This window comes from Acidovorax sp. GW821-FHT09A11 (genome assembly GCF_059418365.1).
The window spans coordinates 34,595-56,305 of record NZ_JBWKPS010000002.1 but is presented as its reverse complement, the minus strand read 5'-3'; the positions used below and the strand labels follow the sequence as shown (position 1 = coordinate 56,305).

Annotated in this window: 19 protein-coding genes and 6 tRNA genes; 18 read left to right on the top strand and 7 right to left on the bottom strand. The window is 66.4% G+C overall.

Translation table 11 applies throughout. The features are described 5' to 3' along the window. Nucleotides 1–10: 10 nt before the first annotated feature. The 10 genes from AC07PV_RS04215 to AC07PV_RS04170 all read left to right on the top strand — a co-directional run bounded on the left by AC07PV_RS04215 (nt 11) and on the right by AC07PV_RS04170 (nt 5,242). Nucleotides 11–838, top strand: a complete 828-nt coding sequence (locus tag AC07PV_RS04215; RefSeq protein ID WP_494597374.1) for an SPOR domain-containing protein — start codon at nt 11–13, stop codon at nt 836–838. Between the two features lie 24 nt (nt 839–862). After that, the gene (locus AC07PV_RS04210; RefSeq protein ID WP_218338765.1) at nt 863–1,351 is read left to right on the top strand and encodes a CvpA family protein; all 489 of its coding nucleotides are present in this window, start codon (nt 863–865) and stop codon (nt 1,349–1,351) included. 78 nt (nt 1,352–1,429) lie between these two features. Further along, on the top strand, nt 1,430–2,935 hold the full coding sequence (gene purF / locus AC07PV_RS04205; RefSeq protein ID WP_218297509.1) for an amidophosphoribosyltransferase: 1,506 nt from the start codon (nt 1,430–1,432) through the stop codon (nt 2,933–2,935). A 128-nt stretch (nt 2,936–3,063) separates the two neighbouring features. Then, nucleotides 3,064–4,491, top strand: a complete 1,428-nt coding sequence (gene gltX, locus AC07PV_RS04200; protein WP_218338763.1) for a glutamate--tRNA ligase — start codon at nt 3,064–3,066, stop codon at nt 4,489–4,491. 65 nt (nt 4,492–4,556) lie between these two features. Continuing rightward, nucleotides 4,557–4,632: transfer RNA gene (locus AC07PV_RS04195), tRNA-Ala, on the top strand. Nucleotides 4,633–4,662: 30 nt separating this feature from the next. Beyond that, nucleotides 4,663–4,738, top strand: a tRNA-Glu gene (locus AC07PV_RS04190). 52 nt (nt 4,739–4,790) lie between these two features. Then, nucleotides 4,791–4,867 (top strand) — tRNA-Asp (locus AC07PV_RS04185). A gap of 64 nt (nt 4,868–4,931) precedes the next feature. Beyond that, nucleotides 4,932–5,007, top strand: a tRNA-Ala gene (locus tag AC07PV_RS04180). A gap of 30 nt (nt 5,008–5,037) precedes the next feature. Next, nucleotides 5,038–5,113, top strand: a tRNA-Glu gene (locus tag AC07PV_RS04175). 52 nt (nt 5,114–5,165) lie between these two features. Next, nucleotides 5,166–5,242, top strand: a tRNA-Asp gene (locus AC07PV_RS04170). 188 nt (nt 5,243–5,430) lie between these two features. On the opposite strand, the gene AC07PV_RS04165 is transcribed toward AC07PV_RS04170, so the two are convergent. Further along, nucleotides 5,431–6,309, bottom strand: coding sequence for a LysR family transcriptional regulator (locus tag AC07PV_RS04165; protein ID WP_492246202.1), 879 nt, complete (start codon nt 6,307–6,309; stop codon nt 5,431–5,433). A gap of 75 nt (nt 6,310–6,384) precedes the next feature. Here AC07PV_RS04165 and AC07PV_RS04160 point away from each other — a divergent pair, with 75 nt between their 5' ends. After that, on the top strand, nt 6,385–7,044 hold the full coding sequence (locus tag AC07PV_RS04160; RefSeq protein WP_492246203.1) for a GNAT family N-acetyltransferase: 660 nt from the start codon (nt 6,385–6,387) through the stop codon (nt 7,042–7,044). Nucleotides 7,045–7,210: 166 nt separating this feature from the next. Here AC07PV_RS04160 and AC07PV_RS04155 read toward each other — a convergent pair whose 3' ends face one another. The 3 genes from AC07PV_RS04155 to AC07PV_RS04145 all read right to left on the bottom strand — a co-directional run bounded on the left by AC07PV_RS04155 (nt 7,211) and on the right by AC07PV_RS04145 (nt 10,020). Next, nucleotides 7,211–7,969, bottom strand: coding sequence for a 3-hydroxyacyl-CoA dehydrogenase (locus AC07PV_RS04155; protein ID WP_218297505.1), 759 nt, complete (start codon nt 7,967–7,969; stop codon nt 7,211–7,213). A 132-nt stretch (nt 7,970–8,101) separates the two neighbouring features. Next, nucleotides 8,102–9,154: an extracellular solute-binding protein gene (locus tag AC07PV_RS04150; protein WP_218338760.1), complete on the bottom strand. Its 1,053-nt coding sequence runs from the start codon at nt 9,152–9,154 to the stop codon at nt 8,102–8,104. A 317-nt stretch (nt 9,155–9,471) separates the two neighbouring features. Next, complete coding sequence (locus AC07PV_RS04145; protein WP_094290910.1) at nt 9,472–10,020, bottom strand: phasin family protein; 549 nt, start codon at nt 10,018–10,020, stop codon at nt 9,472–9,474. A 199-nt stretch (nt 10,021–10,219) separates the two neighbouring features. Here AC07PV_RS04145 and AC07PV_RS04140 point away from each other — a divergent pair, with 199 nt between their 5' ends. The 7 genes from AC07PV_RS04140 (at nt 10,220) to AC07PV_RS04110 (ending at nt 18,751) form a co-directional block, all read left to right on the top strand. Then, nucleotides 10,220–11,164, top strand: coding sequence for a histone deacetylase family protein (locus tag AC07PV_RS04140; RefSeq protein WP_494600824.1), 945 nt, complete (start codon nt 10,220–10,222; stop codon nt 11,162–11,164). Then, nucleotides 11,161–11,646: an acyl-CoA thioesterase gene (locus AC07PV_RS04135; RefSeq protein WP_369642359.1), complete on the top strand. Its 486-nt coding sequence runs from the start codon at nt 11,161–11,163 to the stop codon at nt 11,644–11,646. Before AC07PV_RS04140 ends, AC07PV_RS04135 begins: the two co-directional genes overlap by 4 nt. A 192-nt stretch (nt 11,647–11,838) precedes the next feature. Beyond that, on the top strand, nt 11,839–13,059 hold the full coding sequence (gene pncB, locus AC07PV_RS04130; protein ID WP_218297501.1) for a nicotinate phosphoribosyltransferase: 1,221 nt from the start codon (nt 11,839–11,841) through the stop codon (nt 13,057–13,059). Between the two features lie 17 nt (nt 13,060–13,076). Beyond that, nucleotides 13,077–14,489 carry a sodium:proton antiporter gene (locus AC07PV_RS04125; protein ID WP_494629856.1) on the top strand — a complete coding sequence of 471 codons (1,413 nt, stop codon included), beginning with the start codon at nt 13,077–13,079 and terminating at the stop codon, nt 14,487–14,489. A gap of 172 nt (nt 14,490–14,661) precedes the next feature. Further along, on the top strand, nt 14,662–15,657 hold the full coding sequence (locus tag AC07PV_RS04120) for a 2-hydroxyacid dehydrogenase (RefSeq protein WP_218297499.1): 996 nt from the start codon (nt 14,662–14,664) through the stop codon (nt 15,655–15,657). Between the two features lie 80 nt (nt 15,658–15,737). Then, the gene (locus tag AC07PV_RS04115; protein ID WP_218297498.1) at nt 15,738–17,564 is read left to right on the top strand and encodes a DNA recombination protein RmuC; all 1,827 of its coding nucleotides are present in this window, start codon (nt 15,738–15,740) and stop codon (nt 17,562–17,564) included. Next, nucleotides 17,561–18,751, top strand: coding sequence for an MFS transporter (locus AC07PV_RS04110; RefSeq protein WP_369642361.1), 1,191 nt, complete (start codon nt 17,561–17,563; stop codon nt 18,749–18,751). Before AC07PV_RS04115 ends, AC07PV_RS04110 begins: the two co-directional genes overlap by 4 nt. Nucleotides 18,752–18,825: 74 nt before the next feature. Here the strand turns inward: AC07PV_RS04110 and AC07PV_RS04105 are convergent, their stop codons facing one another. The 3 genes from AC07PV_RS04105 to AC07PV_RS04095 all read right to left on the bottom strand — a co-directional run bounded on the left by AC07PV_RS04105 (nt 18,826) and on the right by AC07PV_RS04095 (nt 21,622). Further along, nucleotides 18,826–19,689, bottom strand: a complete 864-nt coding sequence (locus AC07PV_RS04105; protein ID WP_218297496.1) for an LOG family protein — start codon at nt 19,687–19,689, stop codon at nt 18,826–18,828. Nucleotides 19,690–19,790: 101 nt separating this feature from the next. Beyond that, the gene (crcB, locus tag AC07PV_RS04100) at nt 19,791–20,177 is read right to left on the bottom strand and encodes a fluoride efflux transporter CrcB (protein ID WP_218338755.1); all 387 of its coding nucleotides are present in this window, start codon (nt 20,175–20,177) and stop codon (nt 19,791–19,793) included. 134 nt (nt 20,178–20,311) lie between these two features. Then, nucleotides 20,312–21,622 (bottom strand): TRAP transporter large permease, encoded by a 1,311-nt coding sequence (locus AC07PV_RS04095; RefSeq protein ID WP_218297494.1) that lies wholly within the window; start codon nt 21,620–21,622, stop codon nt 20,312–20,314. Nucleotides 21,623–21,711: the final 89 nt, after the last annotated feature.

The following is a 21,711-nucleotide window of genomic DNA, read 5'->3' as shown; positions in this document are numbered from 1 at the left end:
TCGTTACTCCATGGCATTTTTCAAGTTTCGGTGGCCCGGTCACAGTGAGCAACCTCAGGCCGAAAAGCCGTCCAAGCGTCCGCGCACCCCGCAGGCCGAGAGCATCGAAGTGATGCGCCGGCGTGCCCGCCACCGGCTGATCGGCGCGGCCGTCCTGGTGTTGATCGGGGTGATCGGATTTCCGATGCTGTTCGACACGCAGCCCCGCCCGATTCCGGTGGACATTCCCATCGAAATTCCGGACCGCAACAAGGTCGCTCCCCTGGTGGTGCCCGGGCCCGTGGCCGAAGCGCCAGCGCCCAGGCCTGCGACACCCACGGCTGCGGAGGCGCCTGCCCAGCGTCCGGCTCCCCCCGCACGTGGCAACGTGGCCGGCAATGGCCTGACGGAGGGCGAGGAACTGGTGCAGGGGTCGCGCCCGGCGGCATCCAGGCCGGCCGCGGCGGTCACGCCTGCCAAGCCGGAAGCAAAGCCCGAACCCAGGCCTGAGCCCAAACCCGTGCCTGAACACAAGCCCGCAGCACCGCGTCCGGACGATGCTGCGCGCGCCCGTGCCTTGCTGGAAGGCCGTCCGGCGGAATCCGCGGGTGCTGCCGCCAAGGCCGATGAAAACCGGTTCATCGTGCAGGTCGGTGCCTTCGCGGACGCGGACAAGGCCCGCGAAGCGCGCACCAAGGTGGAGCGCGCCGGCATGAAAACCTATACCCAGGTGGTGGATACCAAGGACGGAAAACGCACGCGGGTTCGCGTGGGGCCGTTCGCCGACCGTGCCGAAGCCGACAAGGCGGCAGCCCGGATCAAGGCTCTTGACCTGTCCGCGTCCGTGCTGTCGCTGTAAGGCGCGCGCAGGCTGAGCGTATCCGTGGCTGCCCTGGACTGGATTTTCGTGGTGGTGCTGCTGGCATCGATGCTGATTGGCGCCTGGCGCGGTCTGGTGTTCGAGGTGCTGTCCCTGCTGGGGTGGGTGGTGTCGTTCTTCGTGGCGCAGTGGTTTGCCGAGGACATGGCGGCGGTGCTGCCCATGGGCGAATCGGCGGGCTCGCTGCGCTATGCGGCGGGTTTCGTGGTGGTGTTTGTCGCGTCGGTATTTGCCTGCGGGTTCGTGACCTGGCTGATCAAGAAGCTGGTGGACTCCATCGGCCTGCGTCCGGCGGACCGCACGCTGGGGGCCGTTTTCGGGGTGCTGCGGGGGGCGATGCTGCTGCTGGCGGTGGCCGTGGTGGCCGGACTCACGCCCCTGCGAGAAGCGCCGTGGTGGCAGGAGTCGCAGGGGGCACCGTTGCTGGCCGAAGTGCTCAAGGGCTTGAAACCGGCGTTGCCGGAAGAATTTGGAAGGCATCTGCCTTCTTGATATCGATGCGGCAGTGGCCAGAGGCTGTTGCTGCGAGGTTGCCGCGGGGCTGTTCCCGCAAACGGATGGAATACAACTATGTGTGGAATCGTCGGCGTCGTCAGTCCAGCGCCCGTCAATCAGCTGATCTATGACGCATTGCTGCTCCTGCAGCACCGCGGCCAGGACGCAGCGGGCATCGTGACCCAGCAGGGCCGCAAATTCTTCATGCACAAGGCCAAGGGCATGGTGCGCGATGTGTTTCGCACCCGCAACATGCGGGCGCTGCCGGGCAATGTGGGCCTGGGCCAGGTGCGCTATCCGACCGCAGGCAACGCCTACAGCGAGGAAGAAGCCCAGCCGTTCTACGTCAACGCCCCCTTTGGCATCGTGCTGGTGCACAACGGCAACCTGACCAATGCCCGCGAGCTGCGCACCGAACTGTTCCTGACCGACCACCGGCACACGAACACTGAAAGCGACTCCGAGGTCCTGCTGAACGTGTTCGCGCATGAGCTGGAGCGGTCGACCCGCGGCGTGCCGCTGCAGCCCGAGGACGTCTTCACGGCGGTGCGAGCCGTGCACAAGCGCATCAAGGGCTCCTACGCCGTGATCGCGCTGATCGCCGGCCATGGCCTGCTGGCCTTTCGTGACCCGCATGGCATCCGCCCGCTGGCCATGGGGCGCAGCCAGGATGGCACCGTGATGGTGGGCAGCGAGTCGGTGGCGCTGGAGGGCACCTCGCATGTGTTCGAGCGCAACATCGATCCTGGCGAGGCGATCTTCATCACGCTCGATGGCAAGGTGCATGCCAGCCAGTGCGCGGAAAACCCGCAGCTCAATCCGTGCATCTTCGAGTTCGTGTACCTCGCGCGTCCCGACTCGGTGCTCGACGGGATTTCGGTCTACCAGGCCCGCCTGAACCTCGGCGAAGCGCTGGCCAAGCGCGTGGTGTCCACCGTGCCGCCCAATGAGATCGACGTGATCATCCCGATCCCCGAGTCGAGCCGTCCGAGCGCCACACAGCTGGCGCACCTTTTGGGTATTCCGTACCGTGAAGGTTTCGTCAAGAACCGCTACGTCGGCCGCACCTTCATCATGCCGGGGCAGGGCGTGCGCAAGAAGTCCGTGCGCCAGAAGCTCAATGTGATCGCCAGCGAGTTCAAGGGCCGCAATGTGCTGCTGGTGGATGATTCCATCGTGCGCGGCACCACCAGCCGCGAAATCGTGCAGATGGCGCGCGACGCTGGCGCCCGCAAGGTGTACCTGGCCAGCGCCGCCCCGCCGGTGCGCTACCCGAACGTGTACGGCATCGACATGCCCACCAGCAGCGAGCTCGTGGCACACGGCCGCACGGTCGAAGAGATCCGCCAGGCCATCGGCTGCGATGCGCTGATCTACCAGGATGTGGATGGCATGAAGAAGGCCGTGGGCTCGCTCAATGCGTCCATCGTGGGGTTTGATGCATCGTGCTTTGACGGCGTGTACGTCACGGGGGATATCACCGCCGCCGACATCGCCCGCCTGAACGAGGGGCGCGTGGGCACGGAAGAGGGCGAGGAGGATACTTCCCGCCTGGCGCTTCCGAACGCGCAGGAGGCGTGACCGGGGGCGGGCGCCTCGTGCCCTGCCCTGAATTGCCGGGTACCGGGGCAGGGGCGCCGCCTGGCGCCCCTGCCTTCGGACGGACTGAATCTTGAAACTGGCCCCGAGAGGGGCCAGAACTTATTGACATGACTGAAACATCCACCATTGCTTCCAGCACGGGCCGCGTGCGCACCCGCTTCGCCCCGTCACCGACGGGCTTCATCCACCTGGGCAACATCCGTTCGGCCCTTTATCCCTGGGCCTTCGCGCGGGCGACGGGAGGGGATTTCATCCTGCGCATTGAAGACACCGACCTCGAGCGTTCCAGCCAGGCCGCCGTGGATGTGATCATCGAGGGCATGCGCTGGCTGGGCCTGGACCACGACGAGGGGCCGTTCTATCAGATGCAGCGCATGGACCGCTACAAGGCGGTGCTGGCCGACCTGCAGGCGGCGGGCCATGTGTACTCCTGCTACATGAGCGTGGCCGAGCTGGATGCCTTGCGCGAGAAGCAGATGGCCGCCAAGGAAAAACCCCGGTATGACGGCACCTGGCGCCCCGAGGCCGGCAAGACCCTGCCGCCCGTGCCGCAAGGCGTCCAGCCCGTGCTGCGCTTCAAGAACCCGCAAGGCGGCGTGGTGGCATGGGACGACAAGGTCAAGGGCCGCATCGAGATCAGCAACGACGAGCTCGACGACCTGGTGATTGCGCGCCCCGACGGCACGCCTACCTATAACTTCTGCGTCGTGGTGGACGATATCGACATGGAGATCACCCACGTGATCCGTGGCGACGACCATGTGAACAACACGCCGCGCCAGATCAACATCTTCCGCGCCCTGGGCAAGGAACCGCCGGTGTATGCCCACCTGCCCACCGTGCTGAACGAGCAGGGCGAGAAGATGAGCAAGCGCAATGGCGCCAAGCCCGTCACGCAGTACCGCGATGAGGGCTACCTGCCCGACGCCATGGTCAACTACCTGGCGCGCCTGGGCTGGAGCCACGGCGACGACGAGATATTCAGCCGCGCGCAGTTCCTGGAATGGTTCAACCTGGACCACCTGGGCCGCAGCGCAGCCCAGTTCGACGAGGCCAAGCTGCGCTGGGTGAACGCCCAGCACCTGAAGGCCATGGCCGACGATGCGCTGGCCGCCCTGGTGGCGCCGCAGTTGCAGCAGCGCGGTATTGCGGCCCAGGCACTGGCCGACGGCCGGCTCGCGCGGATCTGCGCGCTGTTCAAGGACCGGTGCGACACGACGGTGGCGCTCGCCAACTGGGCCCAGGTGTTTTACGGTGACGTGACCCCGGTGGATGCCGAGCGCGCACAGCACGTCACCGAAGCCATTGCCCCGGCGCTCGATGCGCTGGCCGATGCGCTGGCCGCCTGCGAATGGGACAAGGCTTCCATCAGCGCTGCATTCAAGCAGGTGCTTGCCAGCCAGGGACTGAAAATGCCGCAACTGGCCATGCCTGCGCGGGTTCTGACCGTGGGCACGGCCCACACTCCGTCGGTCGATGCCGTGCTGGAATTGGTCGGACGTGAAAAAGTTGTAGCGCGTTTGCGAAACCGCTAAAAATCTGTCTATAATTCAAGGCTCAGATGATGACAACAAACACAGTGTGTTTCGAGTCATTCAGTGGGGGTATAGCTCAGCTGGGAGAGCGCTTGCATGGCATGCAAGAGGTCATCGGTTCGATCCCGTTTACCTCCACCAAAGTTTGTTGTCGGTTAGTTCCAAGGTTTTGACCCTATCGTCTAGAGGCCTAGGACATCACCCTTTCACGGTGAGTACCGGGGTTCGAATCCCCGTAGGGTCGCCAAGTTGTAGCGCTTGGCTTGTATTGAGAGATGCAAGCGAAAAGCTGCCTGCCAGGAGTGGTAGTTCAGTTGGTTAGAATACCGGCCTGTCACGCCGGGGGTCGCGGGTTCGAGTCCCGTCCACTCCGCCAGTCAAAAACCCTTGCAGGTCTTTGATATGCAAGGGTTTTTCTTTGGTGTCATCCAGAGAATCGTGGGGGTATAGCTCAGCTGGGAGAGCGCTTGCATGGCATGCAAGAGGTCATCGGTTCGATCCCGTTTACCTCCACCAAGGTTTGTTATCGGTTAGTTCCAAGGTTTTGACCCTATCGTCTAGAGGCCTAGGACATCACCCTTTCACGGTGAGTACCGGGGTTCGAATCCCCGTAGGGTCGCCAAGTTGTAGCGCTTGGCTTGTGTTGATGAAATGCAAGCGAAAGCTGCCTGCCAGGAGTGGTAGTTCAGTTGGTTAGAATACCGGCCTGTCACGCCGGGGGTCGCGGGTTCGAGTCCCGTCCACTCCGCCAGATTCACATGGCACAGCCCGTCGCTGGTTGTGTCGTGGTCCAAATAAACGGACTGCAGTATTGATTGCTGCAGTCCGTTTTTCTTTGCCCATTTCCAGTTGTTTTTGTGGGTTTCATGGCGGATATCGGTCTTGTCACTGCCACCCACCCCTGCATTGACGGCATGGCGGCGGGCTCCTGCTCTTCCCTCATCCCAGTGACTGCAGGGCCGCCATTGTTTCGCGCAGGCCCCGGTGCAGGCGCTTGTCCCGGCGCATGACGACGGCCAATGTGCGGCGCAGGGGTGGCGACAGTGGCCGTACTTCGAGGTTGCCCTGGTGCCCGTCCCGTACGGCCATGCCCGGCAGCACGGCGCAGCCCAGGCCGGCCGCGACCAGCTCCTTGATCGCCTCCACGCTGCCCAGCGACATGGCCGGCTGCAGTGCCACCCCCGCCCGCGCGAACCAGGCATCGGCGATCCGGCGGGTGTGGCCGCCGGGCTCGTACAGCAGCACGGGATGCCGCGCCAGTTCCTTGGCGCCAATCCGCGCCGGCAGCGCGGTGCCTCGCGGGGCGATCGCGACGAACGGGTCGTCCAGCAGGGGTGACACCTCCAGCATGCGCCCGCTGGCGGGCAGCGTGACCAGTCCCAGGTCCAGCGTGTTGTCCTCCACCGCCTGGACAATGTCGGCCGTGTTGCCGGTGCGCACGGTGATGTCGAGGCCGGGAAAGCACTGCCGCAGCGACCGCAGCACCGGTGGCAGCAGGTAGATGCAGGCCGTCGCGCCGGTGCCCAGGCGTACGCGACCGGTGGCACCGTCGGCATGGCGGGAGACGGCCTCCAGGGCCTCGGCCACCACCGCATCGATGCGGCCCACATGGGCCAGCAACTCGGCACCCGCCGCCGTGGGGCGCAGCACCCGGCCGACGCGCTCGATCAAAGGCGTGCCCAGGCGCTTTTCGAGCTGGCGCACCTGCAGGCTCACGGCCGGTTGGGTGAGATCCAGGCGCTGCGCCGCGGCAGAGAAGCTGCCGAGTTCAAGGGCCGTGGCAAAGCCGTGAAGCTGGTCGAGATTGATGCGTTCCATGGCAAAGAATTTCTCATACTTTGCATAATTTGAGAAAGCTTCTTTTATGCCTGAAAGCTGGCCACACTGTCGTTCATGCACACCTCGACGACCATTCCCCTGCCCATCTTGAAATCCACCCCGCCAGCGCCACCGAACCGGACTCGCGCAGCAGCCGCCGCCGGGCGCTCCGCACCCGTGGTGCGCGGCGCCAGCGAGAACGACCTGCCCGCCATCCAGGCGCTGTACGCCCACCACGTGCTGCACGGGCTGGCTTCTTTCGAGGAAATACCTCCGACGGTTGATGAACTGCGCGCACGGCGCGCTGCCGTGGTGGCTGCCGGCCTGCCCTATCTGGTGGCGGAACTGGACGGCATGGTGGCCGGGTTTGCCTACGCCGCGCCGTACCGGGCCCGGGTGGCCTACCGCCACACGGTGGAGGACTCGGTGTACGTGGCGCCCGATCTTTCAGGGAGAGGCCTCGGGGCTGCGCTGCTGGGCGAACTCATCCGGCATTGCGAGGCGGGGCCGTGGCGCCAGATGCTCGCGGTGGTGGGGCAGGGCGATGACAACGCCGGCTCGATGGCATTGCATGCCCGCATGGGGTTCGAGCGCATTGGTGCACTGCGCTCCGTGGGCTTCAAGAAAGGCCGCTGGCTGGACACCGTTTTGATGCAGCGGCCGCTGGGTGCAGGGGATTCGGTGCTGCCCGCCGCGCAGCCGCCGCGCCCGGCGCCGCAGCGGCACGCGGCCTAGGCTGGCGGACGCACCGCCGCGCCCCATGGCGCCTGGGGGAAGCGCCCGGCCTCCGCCCCGGTTCTTCCATGAAAAAGCCCCGGACAAGTCCAGGGCTCAGGAGTCATGGGGGAAAATGGTCCCAGCGCTTTCGCAACAAGCGCTGGATGCTATAAATTGAATAGCATCAGCGGGGTGCGAGCCGGATCGCGCCGTCCAGGCGGATCACTTCGCCGTTGAGCATGTCGTTCTCGAAAATGTGCTGCACGAGCTTGGCATAGTCCTGCGGCGTTCCCAGGCGGCTGGGGAAGGGCACTCCGGCCGCGAGCGCATCCTGCACCTCCTGGGGCATGCCAAAGAGCATGGGCGTGCCGAAGATGCCGGGCGCAATCGTCATGTTGCGGATGCCGTTGCGGGCCAGGTCGCGCGCGATGGGCAGGGTCATGCCAACCACGCCGCCCTTGGAGGCCGAATAGGCCGCCTGGCCGATCTGGCCGTCGTAGGCGGCCACGCTGGCGGTGGAGATCAGCGCGCCGCGCTCGCCCGTGGGCTCGGGGTCGTTCTTGCACATCGCCTCGGCGGCCAGGCGGATCATGTTGAAGCTGCCGATGAGGTTCACGGTGACGGTCTTGCTGAAGACGGCCAGCGCGTGCGCACCGTTCTTGCCGACCGTCTTTTCCGCGGGTGCGATGCCCGCGCAGTTCACCAGGCCCATCAGCTTGCCCATCGAAACGGCCTTCGCCACCACGGCCTGGCCGTCGGCCTCGCTGCTCACATCGCACTTCACGAAGGCACCGCCAATGTCCTTGGCCACGGCCTCGCCTTTTTCCGCCTGCATGTCGGCAATGACCACCTTGCCGCCCTGGGCGGCCAGCATGCGCGCCGTGCCTTCGCCCAGGCCGGACGCGCCGCCGGTCACGATGAAAACCTTGCCTTTGATGTCCATGTTCTGTCTCCAGTGAGTGACGTTAACGTAAACGTCAATTATGGCGCATCCGCCTGGTTTCCGACAGGCGAAAAAAAGCCCGGCGAGGCCGGGCCTGGCGCAAACCCCGCGCCGCGGGGCCGCACGGGCGGGTTACTGGAAGCCCACGCGGTCCAGCATCTGCTGCACCTTGGTCGTGTTAGCGCCCACCGCGCTGATCGGAATGGTCTCGCTCTTGAAGGGCGCACCGCCGGTCATGGCCTTGAGCGCGGGGTTGTCGATGCTGACGCCCTTGGCGGCGGGCCATTCGTTGTTGCCGTTGGCAAAGTAGTTCTGCGCTTCAGGGCTGACCAGATACTCGAGGAACTTGATGGCGTTGGCCTGGTTCTTGGCGTGCTTGGCCACCGCGCCGCCGGCAATGTTCAGGTGCGTGCCCCAGGAATCCTGGTTGGGGAACACCACGCCGACCTTGTTGACCACGGCCACGTCCTCGGGCTTGGTCGAGCGCATCATGCGCGCGAGGTAGTAGCTGTTGGTGACGGCGATATCGCATTCGCCCGCGGCCACGGCCTTGATCTGGTCGGTGTCCCCGCCCTTGGGAGGGCGCGCCAGGTTGGCCACCATGCCCTTGAGCCAGGCCTCCGCCTTCTGTTCGCCCAGATGCTCGGTCACGGCGCCGAAGAGGCTCAGGTTATAGGGATGCGAGCCGGAGCGGATGCACAGCTTGCCCTTGTTCTTGGGGTCGCCGAGCTCCTCATAGGTGTCGACGTCCGACTTCTGCACCTTGATCTTGCTGTAGACGATCACGCGTGCGCGCGTGGACAGTCCGAACCAGGAAATGCCCCCGTCTGCCGCTGGCGCGCTGCGCAGATTGGCGGGAATGGCGTCGCTGAGCACCTTGGACTGGATGGGCTGGAACAGGCCGTCGACTTCCCCCTTGTAGAGGCGGGCGGCATCCACCAGCAGGATCACGTCCGCCGGCGATGCCGTGCCTTCGGCCTTCAGGCGTGCCAGGATGCCGGCGTCGTCCGCATCCACGCGGTTGATCTTGATGCCCGTGGCCTTGGTGAATCCGCTGTACAGCGCTTCGTCGGTGGAGTAGTGGCGGGCCGAGTAGAGATTCACCACCTGGTCCTGGGCGGAAACGGCGCCGGCGGCAACGGCCAGCGTGCACGCGCTCAACAAGGCTTTCACAGTCTTCGACATGGATGCGTCTTTCAAGGTTGTAACTCTGGCGATGATAAAACAAACGCGAATTATTCTTAATAAATGTCTGGGGCGCGCCAAGGAATTCAGAGGGAATTCCTGACTCAGCGCAAGAGCCGGAAGGGTGTTGCCAGGACACGGGCAAAAAAAAGCCCGGTCATGAACCGGGCTTTAAAAGGATCCCTGAAACGGGGGTTTCGAGAGGATCCAAGGAGACAACTGGTGCGCTGTGGAGGGCTTCCGCAGCGCGTGGTTGAATTATCAGGGTATTCCCTGAACGCGGCCTAGAGGTTGCACTCCAGACCGCAGATGGCTCATTAGCGCTTGCGGGGTGCAGCGGTCTTGGCGGCGTTGGCAGCGGTGCTGGCCACGGCGTTGAAGTTGGCTTCGGCCACGTCGGACGCTTGCTTGACGGCCTTCTGCACCGATTCAAAAGCGTTGTTGGCGGCAGAGACGGCGCTCTTCATCACGGCCACGGCGGTTTCGGAACCGGCGGGAGCGTTTTTGGCGGCGCTGTCCACCAGGTTGGTGAATGCCTTTTGCGCGTCGGTGGCCTGGCTCTCGAAAGCCTTGCCGAATTCAGCGCCGGTGCCCGAAGCGATGTCGTACAGGTGGCGGCTGTAGGCGGCAGTCTTCTCAGCCAGTGGCTGGAACAGGCCGGCTTGCAGGGCCAGCAGCTCTTGCGCGTCCTTCACGCCCAGGACGGCCTGGGTGTGGTTGGCGGCTTCCGACAGGGCAGCGCGCGAAGCGGTCACGTTCAGTTCGACCAGCTTTTCCACGCCTTCGAAGGCCTTGGTGGTCAGACCGAACAGGGTTTCGATGTTGGCTTTGTGCGAGGCCAGGATTTGTTCAGCGGTCAGCGTCATGTCATATCTCCTAAAAAATGGGGCCCGGGGGCCAAGGTGGTTCGCGGACATCTGCGCTGGCCCTGACCTAGTGAGTCATGTTGCAGTGCAGCATGGGATGAATTTTAGGCACTTGGCGTGGTATTGCAAGGGGTTTTTGTTGCGCTGCAGCAAATTAGGGACGGCGCCCCAGAAATCCGCCGCTTGCCACAATCGCGTCATGCATGCCTATTACGCAGACCATTTCGTGCTGCCGCTTCCCGAGGGCCACCGGTTCCCGATGGCCAAGTACCGGCTGCTGCGCGACCGCATCACGCAGCACCTGCCCGGCGTGTCGCTGCAGGTGGCCATGCCCGCGTCGGACAGCGAGCTCGCGCTGGCCCACACGCCGGAGTACGTCGATGCGATTGCCGACGGCACGCTGGCACCTCCCGCCCAGCGCGAGATCGGCTTCCCCTGGAGCGAGGCCATGGCCGAGCGCGCACGGCGGTCCGTGGGCGCGACGGTGGCCGCCGCCCGCGTGGCGCTGCGCGAGGGCATTGCGGGCAACCTTGCAGGGGGCACGCACCATGCGTATGCGGACAAGGGCAGCGGCTTCTGCGTGTTCAATGACGTGGCGGTGGCCGCGCGGCTCATGCAGGTGGAATGGGCGCGCACGGAGGGCGTGGGGCGCGTGGCCCGCCCGCTGCGGGTGGCGGTGATCGACCTCGACGTGCACCAGGGCAACGGCACTGCGCACATCTTCCGGGGCGACCACAGCGTGTTCACGCTGTCACTGCACGGGGCGCGCAATTTTCCGTTCCGCAAGGAGCCCGGCGACCTGGATGTCGAACTGCCCGACGGCTGCGCCGACCCCGACTACCTGCAGGCTCTGGAGCAGGCGCTCGAGACCCTGGAGCAGCGGTTCGCGCCCCAGCTCGTTTTCTATCTGGCCGGTGCCGATCCGCACGAAGGAGACCGCCTGGGGCGGCTGGCCGTGACCCACGATGGCCTGGAGGCGCGCGACCGGCGCGTGTTCGACTGGGCGTGGCAGCGCCGCATCCCCCTGGCTTTCGCGATGGCGGGGGGCTATGGCCGCAATCTGGAAGACACGGTGCTGGCGCAGCTGAACACCTGGCGCGTGGCCTGGCACTACCACCAGCGCTGGCAGAATGTGCGGCCATGACTTCTGCCGCCAGCACCACCCCTGCCGCTGCGTCCGCGCCGGCCGCCCGCCCGTCCCCGCAGCCGCGCAGCGCCTACCGGGCCTTTCGCCCCATCACCACGCGCTGGGCGGACAACGACGTGTACGGCCATGTGAACAACGTCGTGTACTACAGCTGGTTCGACACGGCGGTGAATGCCCACCTGATCGACCAAGGCGTGCTCGATATCCATGCGGGCGAGACCATAGGCCTGGTCATTGAAACCCAGTGCAACTACTTCGCGCCACTGGCCTTCCCGCAGACGATCGAGGCCGGCATCCGGGTTGCACGGCTGGGCGGCTCCAGCGTGCGGTATGAGGTGGGCCTGTTTGCCCAGGGCGAGCCGCTGACCGCTGCGGCCGGCCATTTCATCCATGTGTATGTGGACCGCGAGACCCGCCGGCCCGTGCCGGTGCCAGAGGCCCTGCGCAAGGTCCTGCAAGAGCTGGTGGTGGCCGGCTGAGCACCGGCGGGCCTGCTATTGATCCGTTAGCTTCTCGCGCTTCTCCCAAGGGCGCGAAGGGCCTTTTTCCCCAGCGCATGGCGTCGCATGCCCGTGGCGCGGGGGCAGAGTCCCTGCACGGTGCGGGATGCCCCGATGGCCTACACTTTGAGGCTTTGCTGACCAGCCCGCGGTCTGAGGCCTGCCCCGTCCATGATCATCACCAGCCTGCTCGACACCGACCTGTACAAGTTCACCATGATGCAGGTGGTGCTGCACCAGTTTCCGGGGGCTCAGGTCGAATACCGCTTCAAGTGCCGCAACCCTGGCGTGCAGCTGGCGCCGTTCGTCAATGAGATCCGCGACGAGATCCGCTCGCTGTGTTGCCTGCAGTTCCAGGATGCCGAACTGGCCTACCTGCGTTCCATGCGCTTCATCAAGAGCGACTTCGTGGACTTCCTGGGCCTCTTCAAGCTCAACGAGAAGTACATCACCGTCACGCCACAGCACAACGGCGAGATCGACATTTCCATCCGTGGGCCCTGGCTGCACACCATCCTCTTCGAGATCCCGGTGCTGGCCATCGTCAACGAGGTCTACTTTCGCAACACGCAAAAGGTGCCCGACTTCCTGGAAGGCCGCAAGCGCCTGGATGCCAAGATCGCGCTGCTGCAGGGCGAGGGCCTGTCGGACCTCAAGATCGCCGACTACGGCACGCGCCGGCGGTTTTCCCGCGCCTGGCACGAAGAGGTGCTGCGGGTGCTGGTGGCCCGCCTGGGCACGGGCGACCGCCGCCCCGGCGCACCCGCGGGCCCCGGCCAGTTCGCGGGCACGAGCAACGTGCTGTATGCCATGAAGCTGGGCGTGACGCCGCTGGGAACCATGGCGCACGAATACCTGCAGGCCTGCCAGGCCCTGGGGCCGCGCCTGCGCGACAGCCAGGTGTTCGGCTTCGAGATGTGGGCCAAGGAATACCGCGGCGACCTGGGCATCGCGCTGTCCGACGTGTACGGCATGAGTGCCTTCCTGCGTGATTTCGACCTGTACTTCTGCAAGCTCTTTGACGGCGCGCGGCATGACAGCGGCGACCCGTTCGCCTGGGGCGAGCGCCTCCTGGACCACTACCGCAAGAACCGGGTGGACCCCCTGACCAAGACGCTGATCTTCAGCGATGCGCTCACCATCCCGCGCACCATCGAGCTGTACCAGCAGTTCCGGGGGCGCTGCCAGCTGGCGTTCGGCATCGGCACCAACCTGACCAACGACCTGGGCAGCCCGCCCGCACACGAGCCTTTGCAGGTGGTGATCAAGATGACGCGCTGCAACGACCAGCCGGTGGCCAAGCTGTCCGACACGCCGGGCAAGGGCATGTGCGACGACGAGAAATACCTGGCCTACCTGCGCCAGGTGTTCGACATCCCCGCGGTGGCATGATGGCCCGCGCCACCCGGATGCCGGCGCCCCGCGCGCTGGGCCTCTTGATCACCCTGCTCGTGTTGCCGGGCCTGGCCGTGGCCGCGGATGTGGACGGCAGCACCCTGTCGGTGCTGTGGGGCGTGCCCTTCGCGGGCATCCTGCTGTCGATCGCGCTCATGCCGCTGCTGGCACCCATTTTCTGGCACCACCATTTCGGCAAGGTCGCGGCCGCGTGGGGCCTGGCGTTTCTGCTGCCGTTCGCCATCGCCTTCGGCCCTGGCGTGGCCGGGGCCAACCTGGTGCATGCGCTGCTGGCCGAGTACATCCCGTTCGTGGTGCTGCTCACGGCGCTGTTCACCGTGGCGGGGGGCATCTACATCCGCGGCAACCTGCATGGCAGCCCGGGGCTCAACACCGCCCTGCTTGCGATCGGGGCGCTGCTGGCCAGCTTCATGGGCACGACGGGGGCCTCGATGCTGCTGATCCGTCCGCTGATCCGCGCCAACGACAACCGCCGGCACGTGGCGCACGTGGTGGTGTTCTTCATCTTCATCGTGTCCAACGCGGGGGGCTCGCTCACCCCGCTGGGCGATCCGCCACTGTTCCTCGGTTTTCTCAAGGGCGTCGATTTCTTCTGGACGGTGGGCCACATCTTTCCGGAAACATTGTTCCTGGTCGGTGCGCTGCTGGCGATCTTCTTCCTGCTGGACACCTGGTACTGCCGGCACCGCGAGGAGGTGCTGCCCGCCGACCCGACGCCCGACAGCCGTTCCATCGGCTTCGACGGGAAGATCAACTTCGCCTTGCTGGGCGCGGTCGTCGCGCTGGTGCTGCTCAGCGGCTTCTGGAAGTCGAGCGTGGCGTTCGACGTCGCGGGCACCCTGGTGGGGCTGCCGGGCATCGTGCGCGATGCGGGGCTCGTGCTGGTGACGCTCGCATCGCTGTGGCTCACCCCCCGGCAGGTGCATGCCGACAACCAGTTCGGCTGGGCGCCGATGCAGGAGGTGGCCAAGCTGTTCGCGGGTATCTTCCTCACGATCATTCCGGTCATCGCCATGCTCAAGGCGGGGAACCAGGGGCCGTTCGGCGCCATCATCTCGGCGGTGACCCGGCCGGACGGCGCGCCCGACCCGGCCATGTATTTCTGGGCCACCGGCCTGCTGAGTTCGTTCCTCGACAATGCGCCCACCTACCTCGTGTTCTTCAACACGGCGGGTGGCGACCCGGCGGTGCTGATGACCACGCTGGCACCCACCCTGGCCGCCATTTCCGCGGGTGCCGTGTTCATGGGCGCCAACACCTACATCGGCAATGCCCCCAACCTCATGGTCAAGGCCATCGCGGAAGACCGGGGCGTGAAGATGCCCAGCTTCTTCGGCTACATGCTGTGGTCGGGCGGCATTCTGGTGCCGCTGTTCATTGTCATGACCTTCATCTGGTTCCGGTAGTGACCATCCCCCTGAGCGGCTGCGCCGCTTCCCCCTTCTCTCATCGCTGCGCGATGGGAAGGGGGATGCCACCAGAGTGCAGCGGGGCAGCCCTTGCACGGTGGCCGCTGGTGCGGGCCGCGCCAGTTGCAAGGCACGGCAACCGTATCGATACATTGGAGACTAAAGATTCATGAGCAAACCCCGCATCCTGGTCGCCCGCGCCATCTTCCCCGACATCGTGGAGCGCCTGCGCGCGCACTTCGAGGTCGAGGCCAACCCGGACGACGTGATCTGGACCCCGGCCGAGCTGGCCGCGCGCCTGGCCGACAAGGATGGCGTGCTGACCACCGGCAGCCAGCGCATCGACGCGGCCCTGCTGGCCGCCGCGCCGCGCCTGAGGATCGCGGCCAACATGGCCGTGGGCTACAACAACTTCGACGTGGACGCCATGACGGCGGCCGGCGTGCAGGGCACCAACACGCCCGACGTGCTGACCGAAACCACCGCCGACTTCGGCTTCGCGCTGCTGATGGCCACGGCCCGGCGCATGACCGAGAGCGAGCATTACCTGCGCGCCGGCCGGTGGACCAAGTGGAGCTACGACATGTTCGCCGGCAGCGACATCCACGGCAGCACGCTGGGCATCATCGGCATGGGGCGCATCGGGCAGGGCATCGCCCGGCGTGGCGCGCACGGCTTTGGCATGAAGGTGGTCTACCACAACCGCTCGCGCCTGCCGCCCGCGCTGGAGGCCGAATGCAAGGCCAGCTACCTGGGCAAGGAAGATCTGCTGCGCACCGCGGACCATGTGGTGCTGGTGGTGCCTTACACGCCTGCCTCGCACCACACCATCGGCGCCGCCGAGCTGTCGCTCATGAAGCCCACGGCCACGCTCATCAACATTGCGCGCGGCGGCATCGTGGACGATGCCGCGCTGGCCGCGGCGCTGCGGGAAGGCCGCATCGCGGCAGCGGGCCTCGATGTGTTCGAGGGCGAGCCCGGCGTGCACCCCGATCTGCTCACCGTGCCCAACGTGGTGCTCACGCCCCACATTGCCAGCGCCACCGTGCCCACGCGCCGTGCCATGGCCAACCTGGCGGCCGACAACCTGATCGCCTTCCTGGGGGGGCGTGGGCCGCTCACGCCGGTGAACCAGCCGGTGCCCGGCCCGCGTGGCCGGCAGTGACATCGAGAATTTAAGCAAAAAGGGCCGCTGGCGCTTTATTCATATTCGCAAGCAGCTATCAAAAACATAGTATTCCTGCCTTGACTACCGATACCCTCATCCTGCTGGCCGCGCTGGCTCTCGTGCTGGTTTTGCTGGTGCTGCTCATGCTTCGCCGCCCCCGCGTCGATCTGCCGCCCGAGTGGCTGGCCCGCCTGCAGGCGCTGGAACACACCGCCCAGGCCACGCAGATTGCCGTGGCCAAGAACGATGGCGCGCTGGACGGCATGGGCCAGCAGCTGCGCGGCTTCACGCACACCACGCAGGCCACGCTGGAGACCCTGCGCCACGCGGTGGATGAGCGCCTGGCCCAGGCCGTGGCCGAGTCCCGCAACGGCCGCGCTGAACTGCTGGCGGCGTTCGGCGTGTTTGAAGGGCGGCTGGAGCAGCGCCAGGCCGCGCAGGATGCGGCCCTGGCCCAGCGTTTCGATGCCTTGCAGAATGCCGTGGCCGGGCGGCTGGAAGAAAGCAGCAAGGCCCTGCTGGCCCATCTGGCGCAGGGCCAGGCCGATGCCGCCACCGCGCGCACCGAGCTGTCGGCCACCCTGGTGGGCTTTCGCACCGAACTCACGGCCACCACGGCCGCGCTGGCGGCCGAAAGCGTCAAGTCGCGCGAGGCGATGGGCGAAAGCGCCGCGCTGTTCGAAAAGCGCATCCAGGAGCGCTTCGAGGCCCTGCAGGCGGCCACGCGCCTCACGCTCGATTCGCTCAAGGGCGACATCCAGACCCAGCTGGGCACGATGTCCAGCGCGCTCAAGGACCAGCTGGAAGCCAATGGCTTCCAGATCAGGAACCAGTTCTCGGTGCTGCAGGATGCGGTCTCGCAGCAGCTCACGGGGCTGGTGCAGGGCAGCCAGCAAAACGCGGAGCAGCTGCGCAACGCGCTCAACGAGCGGCTGGCCGCGATCCAGGCCGACAACTCCACCAAGCTCGAGGAGATGCGCCGCACGGTGGACGAAAAACTCCACGCCACGCTGGAGCAGCGCCTGGGCGAATCCTTCAAGCTGGTGAGCGACCGGCTCGAACAGGTGCACAAGGGCCTGGGCGAAATGCAGACCCTGGCGGGCAGCGTGGGGGACTTGAAGCGTGTGATGACCAACGTGAAGTCGCGCGGCACCTGGGGCGAAATGCAGCTGGGCGCCATCATCGACAACGTGCTCACGCCCGACCAGTTCGCGCGCAACGTCAAGACCGTGCCGGGCAGCGATGAGCTGGTGGAGTTCGCCATCCGCCTGCCGGGCAAGAGCGACGAGCATCCGGTGTGGCTGCCCATCGACTCCAAGTACCCCGTGGAGCAGTACCAGCGGCTCATGGACGCGCAGGACGCGGCCGACAAGGGGCTGATCGCCTCGGCCGGCAACGCGTTCGAGGCCTCGATCAAGCTCGAAGCCAAGAAGATCTTCGCCAAGTACGTCTCGCCGCCGCACACCACGGACTTCGCCGTGCTGTACCTGCCCACCGAAGGCCTGTTCGCCGAGGTGATACGCCGCCCCGGCCTGGTCGAGGCCATCCAGAACGACTGCCGCGTGATGATCACCGGCCCCGCCAACCTGGCCGCCATGCTCAACAGCCTGCAGATGGGCTTCAAGACACTGGCCATCGAGAAACGCTCGTCCGAGGTGTGGAGCCTGCTGGGCATGGTCAAGACCGAATTCGCCAAGTTTGGCGACGTGGTGGAGGCCACCAAGAAGTCCATCGACGCGGCGGCCAAGCGTTTCGACGAGGTGGGGGTGCGCACCCGCGCCATCCAGCGCAAGCTGCGTGATGTGCAGGACCTGCCGGCGCCCCCCGGCGCCACCCTGCCGCTGCCCGTGGGCGGTGGCACGGCGGCGCTGCCCGGACTGGACGCGGAGGACGACCCGCTGTGAACCGGGCACTGGCCCGTCTGATCGCAGGGCAGGTCTGCGTGCATGCCAGCATGGCCGGCATGCGCCTGGCCGCGCCGCTGCTGGCGCTGCGCGAAGGGTACAGCGCGGCGGCGGTGGGGCTGCTGGTGGCGCTGTTCGCGCTCACCCAGGTGTTCCTTGCCCTGCCCGCGGGCCGGTACGCGGACCGCCGCGGCCTCAAGCGCCCCGTGGGCTATTCGGTGGCCGTGGCCTGCGTGGGCGCGGGGCTGGCGGTGGTGTTTCCGACCTTTCCCGTGCTGTGTGTCTCCGCGCTGATGACCGGTGCGGCGGCGGGCCTGGCCACCATAGCGGTGCAGCGCCACGCCGGCCGCGCGGTCCATGACGCCACCGAACTCAAGCAGGTGTTCAGCTGGCTGTCCATCGGCCCGGCGGTGTCCAACTTCATCGGGCCTTTTTGCGCGGGCCTGGCCATCGACCACGCGGGTGGCGCGGCGGGCAGCCTGGAGGGCTACCGCGCGGCCTTCGTGCTGCTTGCGCTGCTGCCGCTGCTCAGCTGGTTGTGTGTGCGCGGCACGCAGGAACTGCCCAGCGTCGCCGCCGCCACGGGCGGCCCGCCCCAGCGGGCGTGGGACCTGCTGAACGACCCGCCGTTTCGCCGCCTGCTGATCGTGAACTGGCTGATCTCCTCATGCTGGGACGTGCACGCTTTTGCGGTGCCGCTGCTGGGGCACGAGCGTGGGCTGTCGGCCGCGGTGATCGGCACCATCTTCGGCGCGTTTGCGATCGCCGCCACGGTGATCCGCGTGCTCATGCCCTTTGTCGCCGAGCGCCTGCGCGAGCGCGGCGTGATGGCGGGGGCCATGCTGGTGACGGCGGTGCTGTTCGGGGCCTATCCGCTGCTGGACAGCGCATTCGCCATGGGGGTGTGCTCGGTGCTGCTGGGTTTTGCGCTGGGCACCGGGCAGCCCATGGTGATGAGCCTGCTGCACCAGATCACGCCATCGCACCGCCAGGGCGAGGCGCTGGGCCTGCGGCTGATGGCCATCAATGCATCGAGCGTGCTGATGCCGCTGCTGTTCGGGTCGGCCGGCGCGGTGATCGGGGTCAGCGGCCTGTTCTGGGCCGTGGGCGCGACGGGGCTGGGTGGCGCCCGGCTGGCGTGGCGCATCGGCGGGGAGAAGCCGGAGAAAGCGCACGGGCCGCAGTAGCGTGGCGGGAGGCCACGCCCCCGCACGCGGCCGCCGGCAGGTGGTGCCGTACCGTGCCGCGACGCAGCGCGGATCTACAGCTGGTAGAACGACTTGATCAGGCCCCAGGCTTCCTGCGGGTCGTCGGTGTAGTGGAACAGGCCCAGATCCTGTGCCGAGATCGTGCCCTGTTCGACCAGCACCTCGAAGTTGATCAGGCGCTTCCAGTAGTCCGTGCCGAACAGCACGATGGGCACGGGCTTGGCCTTTTTCGTCTGCACCAGCGTGAGCACCTCGAACAGCTCGTCCAGCGTGCCGAAGCCGCCCGGGAAGGCCACCAGGGCCTTGGCGCGCATCATGAAATGCATCTTGCGCAGCGCGAAGTAGTGGAACTTGAAGCTCAGGGTCGGCGAGATGAAGCGGTTGCCGCTTTGCTCATGGGGCAGGGCTATGTTCAGCCCCACGTTGAGCGCGCCCACGTCATGCGCGCCGCGGTTGGCGGCCTCCATGATGCCGGGGCCGCCACCGGTGCAGATGTAGATGCGGTCGGCGGGCGGCTGCAGCTCGCTGTGTTCCGCGACGATGCGAGCGAACTGGCGGGCCAGGTCGTAGTAGCGGGCGTTGCGCACGGCCTGGTGCGCGCGCTGCAGGCGCACTTCGTCGCCGCTGGCCTCGGCTTCGGCCAGCTGGGACGCGGCCTCGTCGGGCGCGACGAAACGGGCGCTGCCGTAGACCACGATGGTGTTCTCGATGCCCTGCTCGATCTGGCCGAGGTCGGGCTTGAGCATCTCCAGCTGGAAGCGGATGCCGCGCGTTTCGCGGCGGAACAGGAATTCGGGGTCTGCAAACGCGAGCCGGTAGGCGTCGGCGTGCAGCGGATTGCCGTTGGCGGCGTGGCTTTGCAGCTCCGCCCAGGCATCGGCCAGGCGGCGTTCATTCAGTTGGGTGTTGGCATCCATGGCAGATCAGGAAAACGCGGCCGGCCGGTGCGCGAGCGCGGGTCGGCAGTGGGTTGAATGGGGGGTGGTTGGCGGCCGTTGTGCCCGATTATCACGCACGATCAGGCGCGCCCTGCTAGCAAAAGAGTAGCAGTTTGGATGCCCAGCACGGTCAGCGTGAGCGAACCGAGCAGGTGCACGGAGGTGGTGCCCAGCGCGAGCAGGTAGCGCTGCTGCTGCAGCATGCCCACGACCTCGGCCGAAAAGCTGGAGAACGTGGTGAGGCCGCCGAGAAAGCCTGTGACGAGGGCCAGCCGCCACACCGGGTCCAGCTGGGGCAGGGCCTGGAACACGGCCACGCACACGCCTACCAGATAGCCCCCAACGAGGTTCGCGGCCAGCGTGCCCCAGGGCATGAGCGCTCCCACGGTGTTCAGCCACATGCCCAGCCGCCAGCGCGCCAGCGCGCCCAGACTGGCGCCGATGCAGATAGCCATGACTGCGAGCATGGTGCGATCACTCCCCGTAAATTGGATGCGGGCGCTATTGTGGCCCACGCCGGCCGTTCACGGCCTGCGCCCCGCGGCGGGGCCGGCCTCGCCGCAGCCTTCCGGGCGCGGCGGCGTGGACCGGCTGAGGGCGGCTACTTCTCCACGCCCATGACCAGGTCGGGAAGGATGGTCACGATCTGCGGGAAGATCGTGATGAGTGCGATGCACACCACCAGGCACAGGAAGAAAGGAATGGCGGCGCGCGCGATGGTGTTGCTGTCCTTGCCGGTCATGTTCTGCAGCACGAAGAGGTTGAAACCGACGGGCGGCGTGACCTCGGCGATCTCCACCAGCAGCACGATGAAGATGCCGAACCAGATCAGGTCGAAGCCGGCCTGCTGGATCATGGGCAGCACCACGGCGCTGGTGAGCACGATCATGCTGATGCCGTCGAGCGCGGTGCCCAGCACCAGGTAGACCACCACCAGCACGCTGATGAGCGCGAACGGCGACAGGTGCATGGCGTTGACCCATTGGGCCAGCTCGCGCGGAATGCCGGTGAAGGCCATGGTCTTGGTGAGGAAGGCGGCGCCGGCCAGGATGAACATGATCATGCAGCTGGTGCGCGTGGTGCCCATCAGGCCTTCCTTGAAGTTCTGCCAGGTGAGCGAGCGGCTCCACAGCGCCAGGCCCAGCGATCCCACCACGCCGTAGGCCGCGCACTCGGTGGCGGTGGCGTAGCCCGTGACGAGCACCGCCACGATGAACACGATGAGCACGCCCACGGGGATCAGGTTGCCCGACTTGCGGATCTTCTCGCGCAGGGAGGAGGGCGGGTCGGCGGCGGGCACCTTGTCGGGGTTGCGCAGGCTCCACCAGCCGATGTAGCCCGAGAACAGCAGCATCAGGAGGATGCCCGGCAGGAAGCCCGCCAGGAAGATGCGGATGATGGAGGCATCGGCGGCCACGGCGTACACCACCATGGTGATGGAGGGCGGGATCAGGATGCCCAGCGTGCCGGCCGTGGCCAGCGCGCCCAGCGCCAGCTTCTCGTCGTAGCCGCGCTTCATGAGCTCGGGCAGCGCCACCTTGCTGATGGTGGCGCAGGTGGCCGCCGACGAGCCCGAGACCGAGCCGAAGATGCCGCAGCCCAGGATGGTGGTGTGCATCAGCCGGCCGGGCACGCGGTTGAGCCAGGGGCGCAGTCCCTCGAACATCTCCTCGGAGAGCTTGGTGCGAAACAGGATCTCGCCCATCCAGATGAACAGCGGCAGCGCCGCCAGCTCCCAGCTCGCGTTGCTCTCCCAGAACGCCGAGAACAAATTCTTGGCCGGCTGCGTGGAGGTGAAGAACGCCTGCCCGACCCAGCCGCAGATCGCCAGGGTCATGGCGATCCACACACCGCCGGACAGGAGCACCAGCATGAGCAGCAGCAATACGCCACCCACCATCAAGATATCCATATCGAACTTTCTGGGCCGATGAGCGCTATGCCCGATGCAGCCTGTTGTTATCGGTACTCACACCGCAATGCGCTTCCAGCGCACCGCAA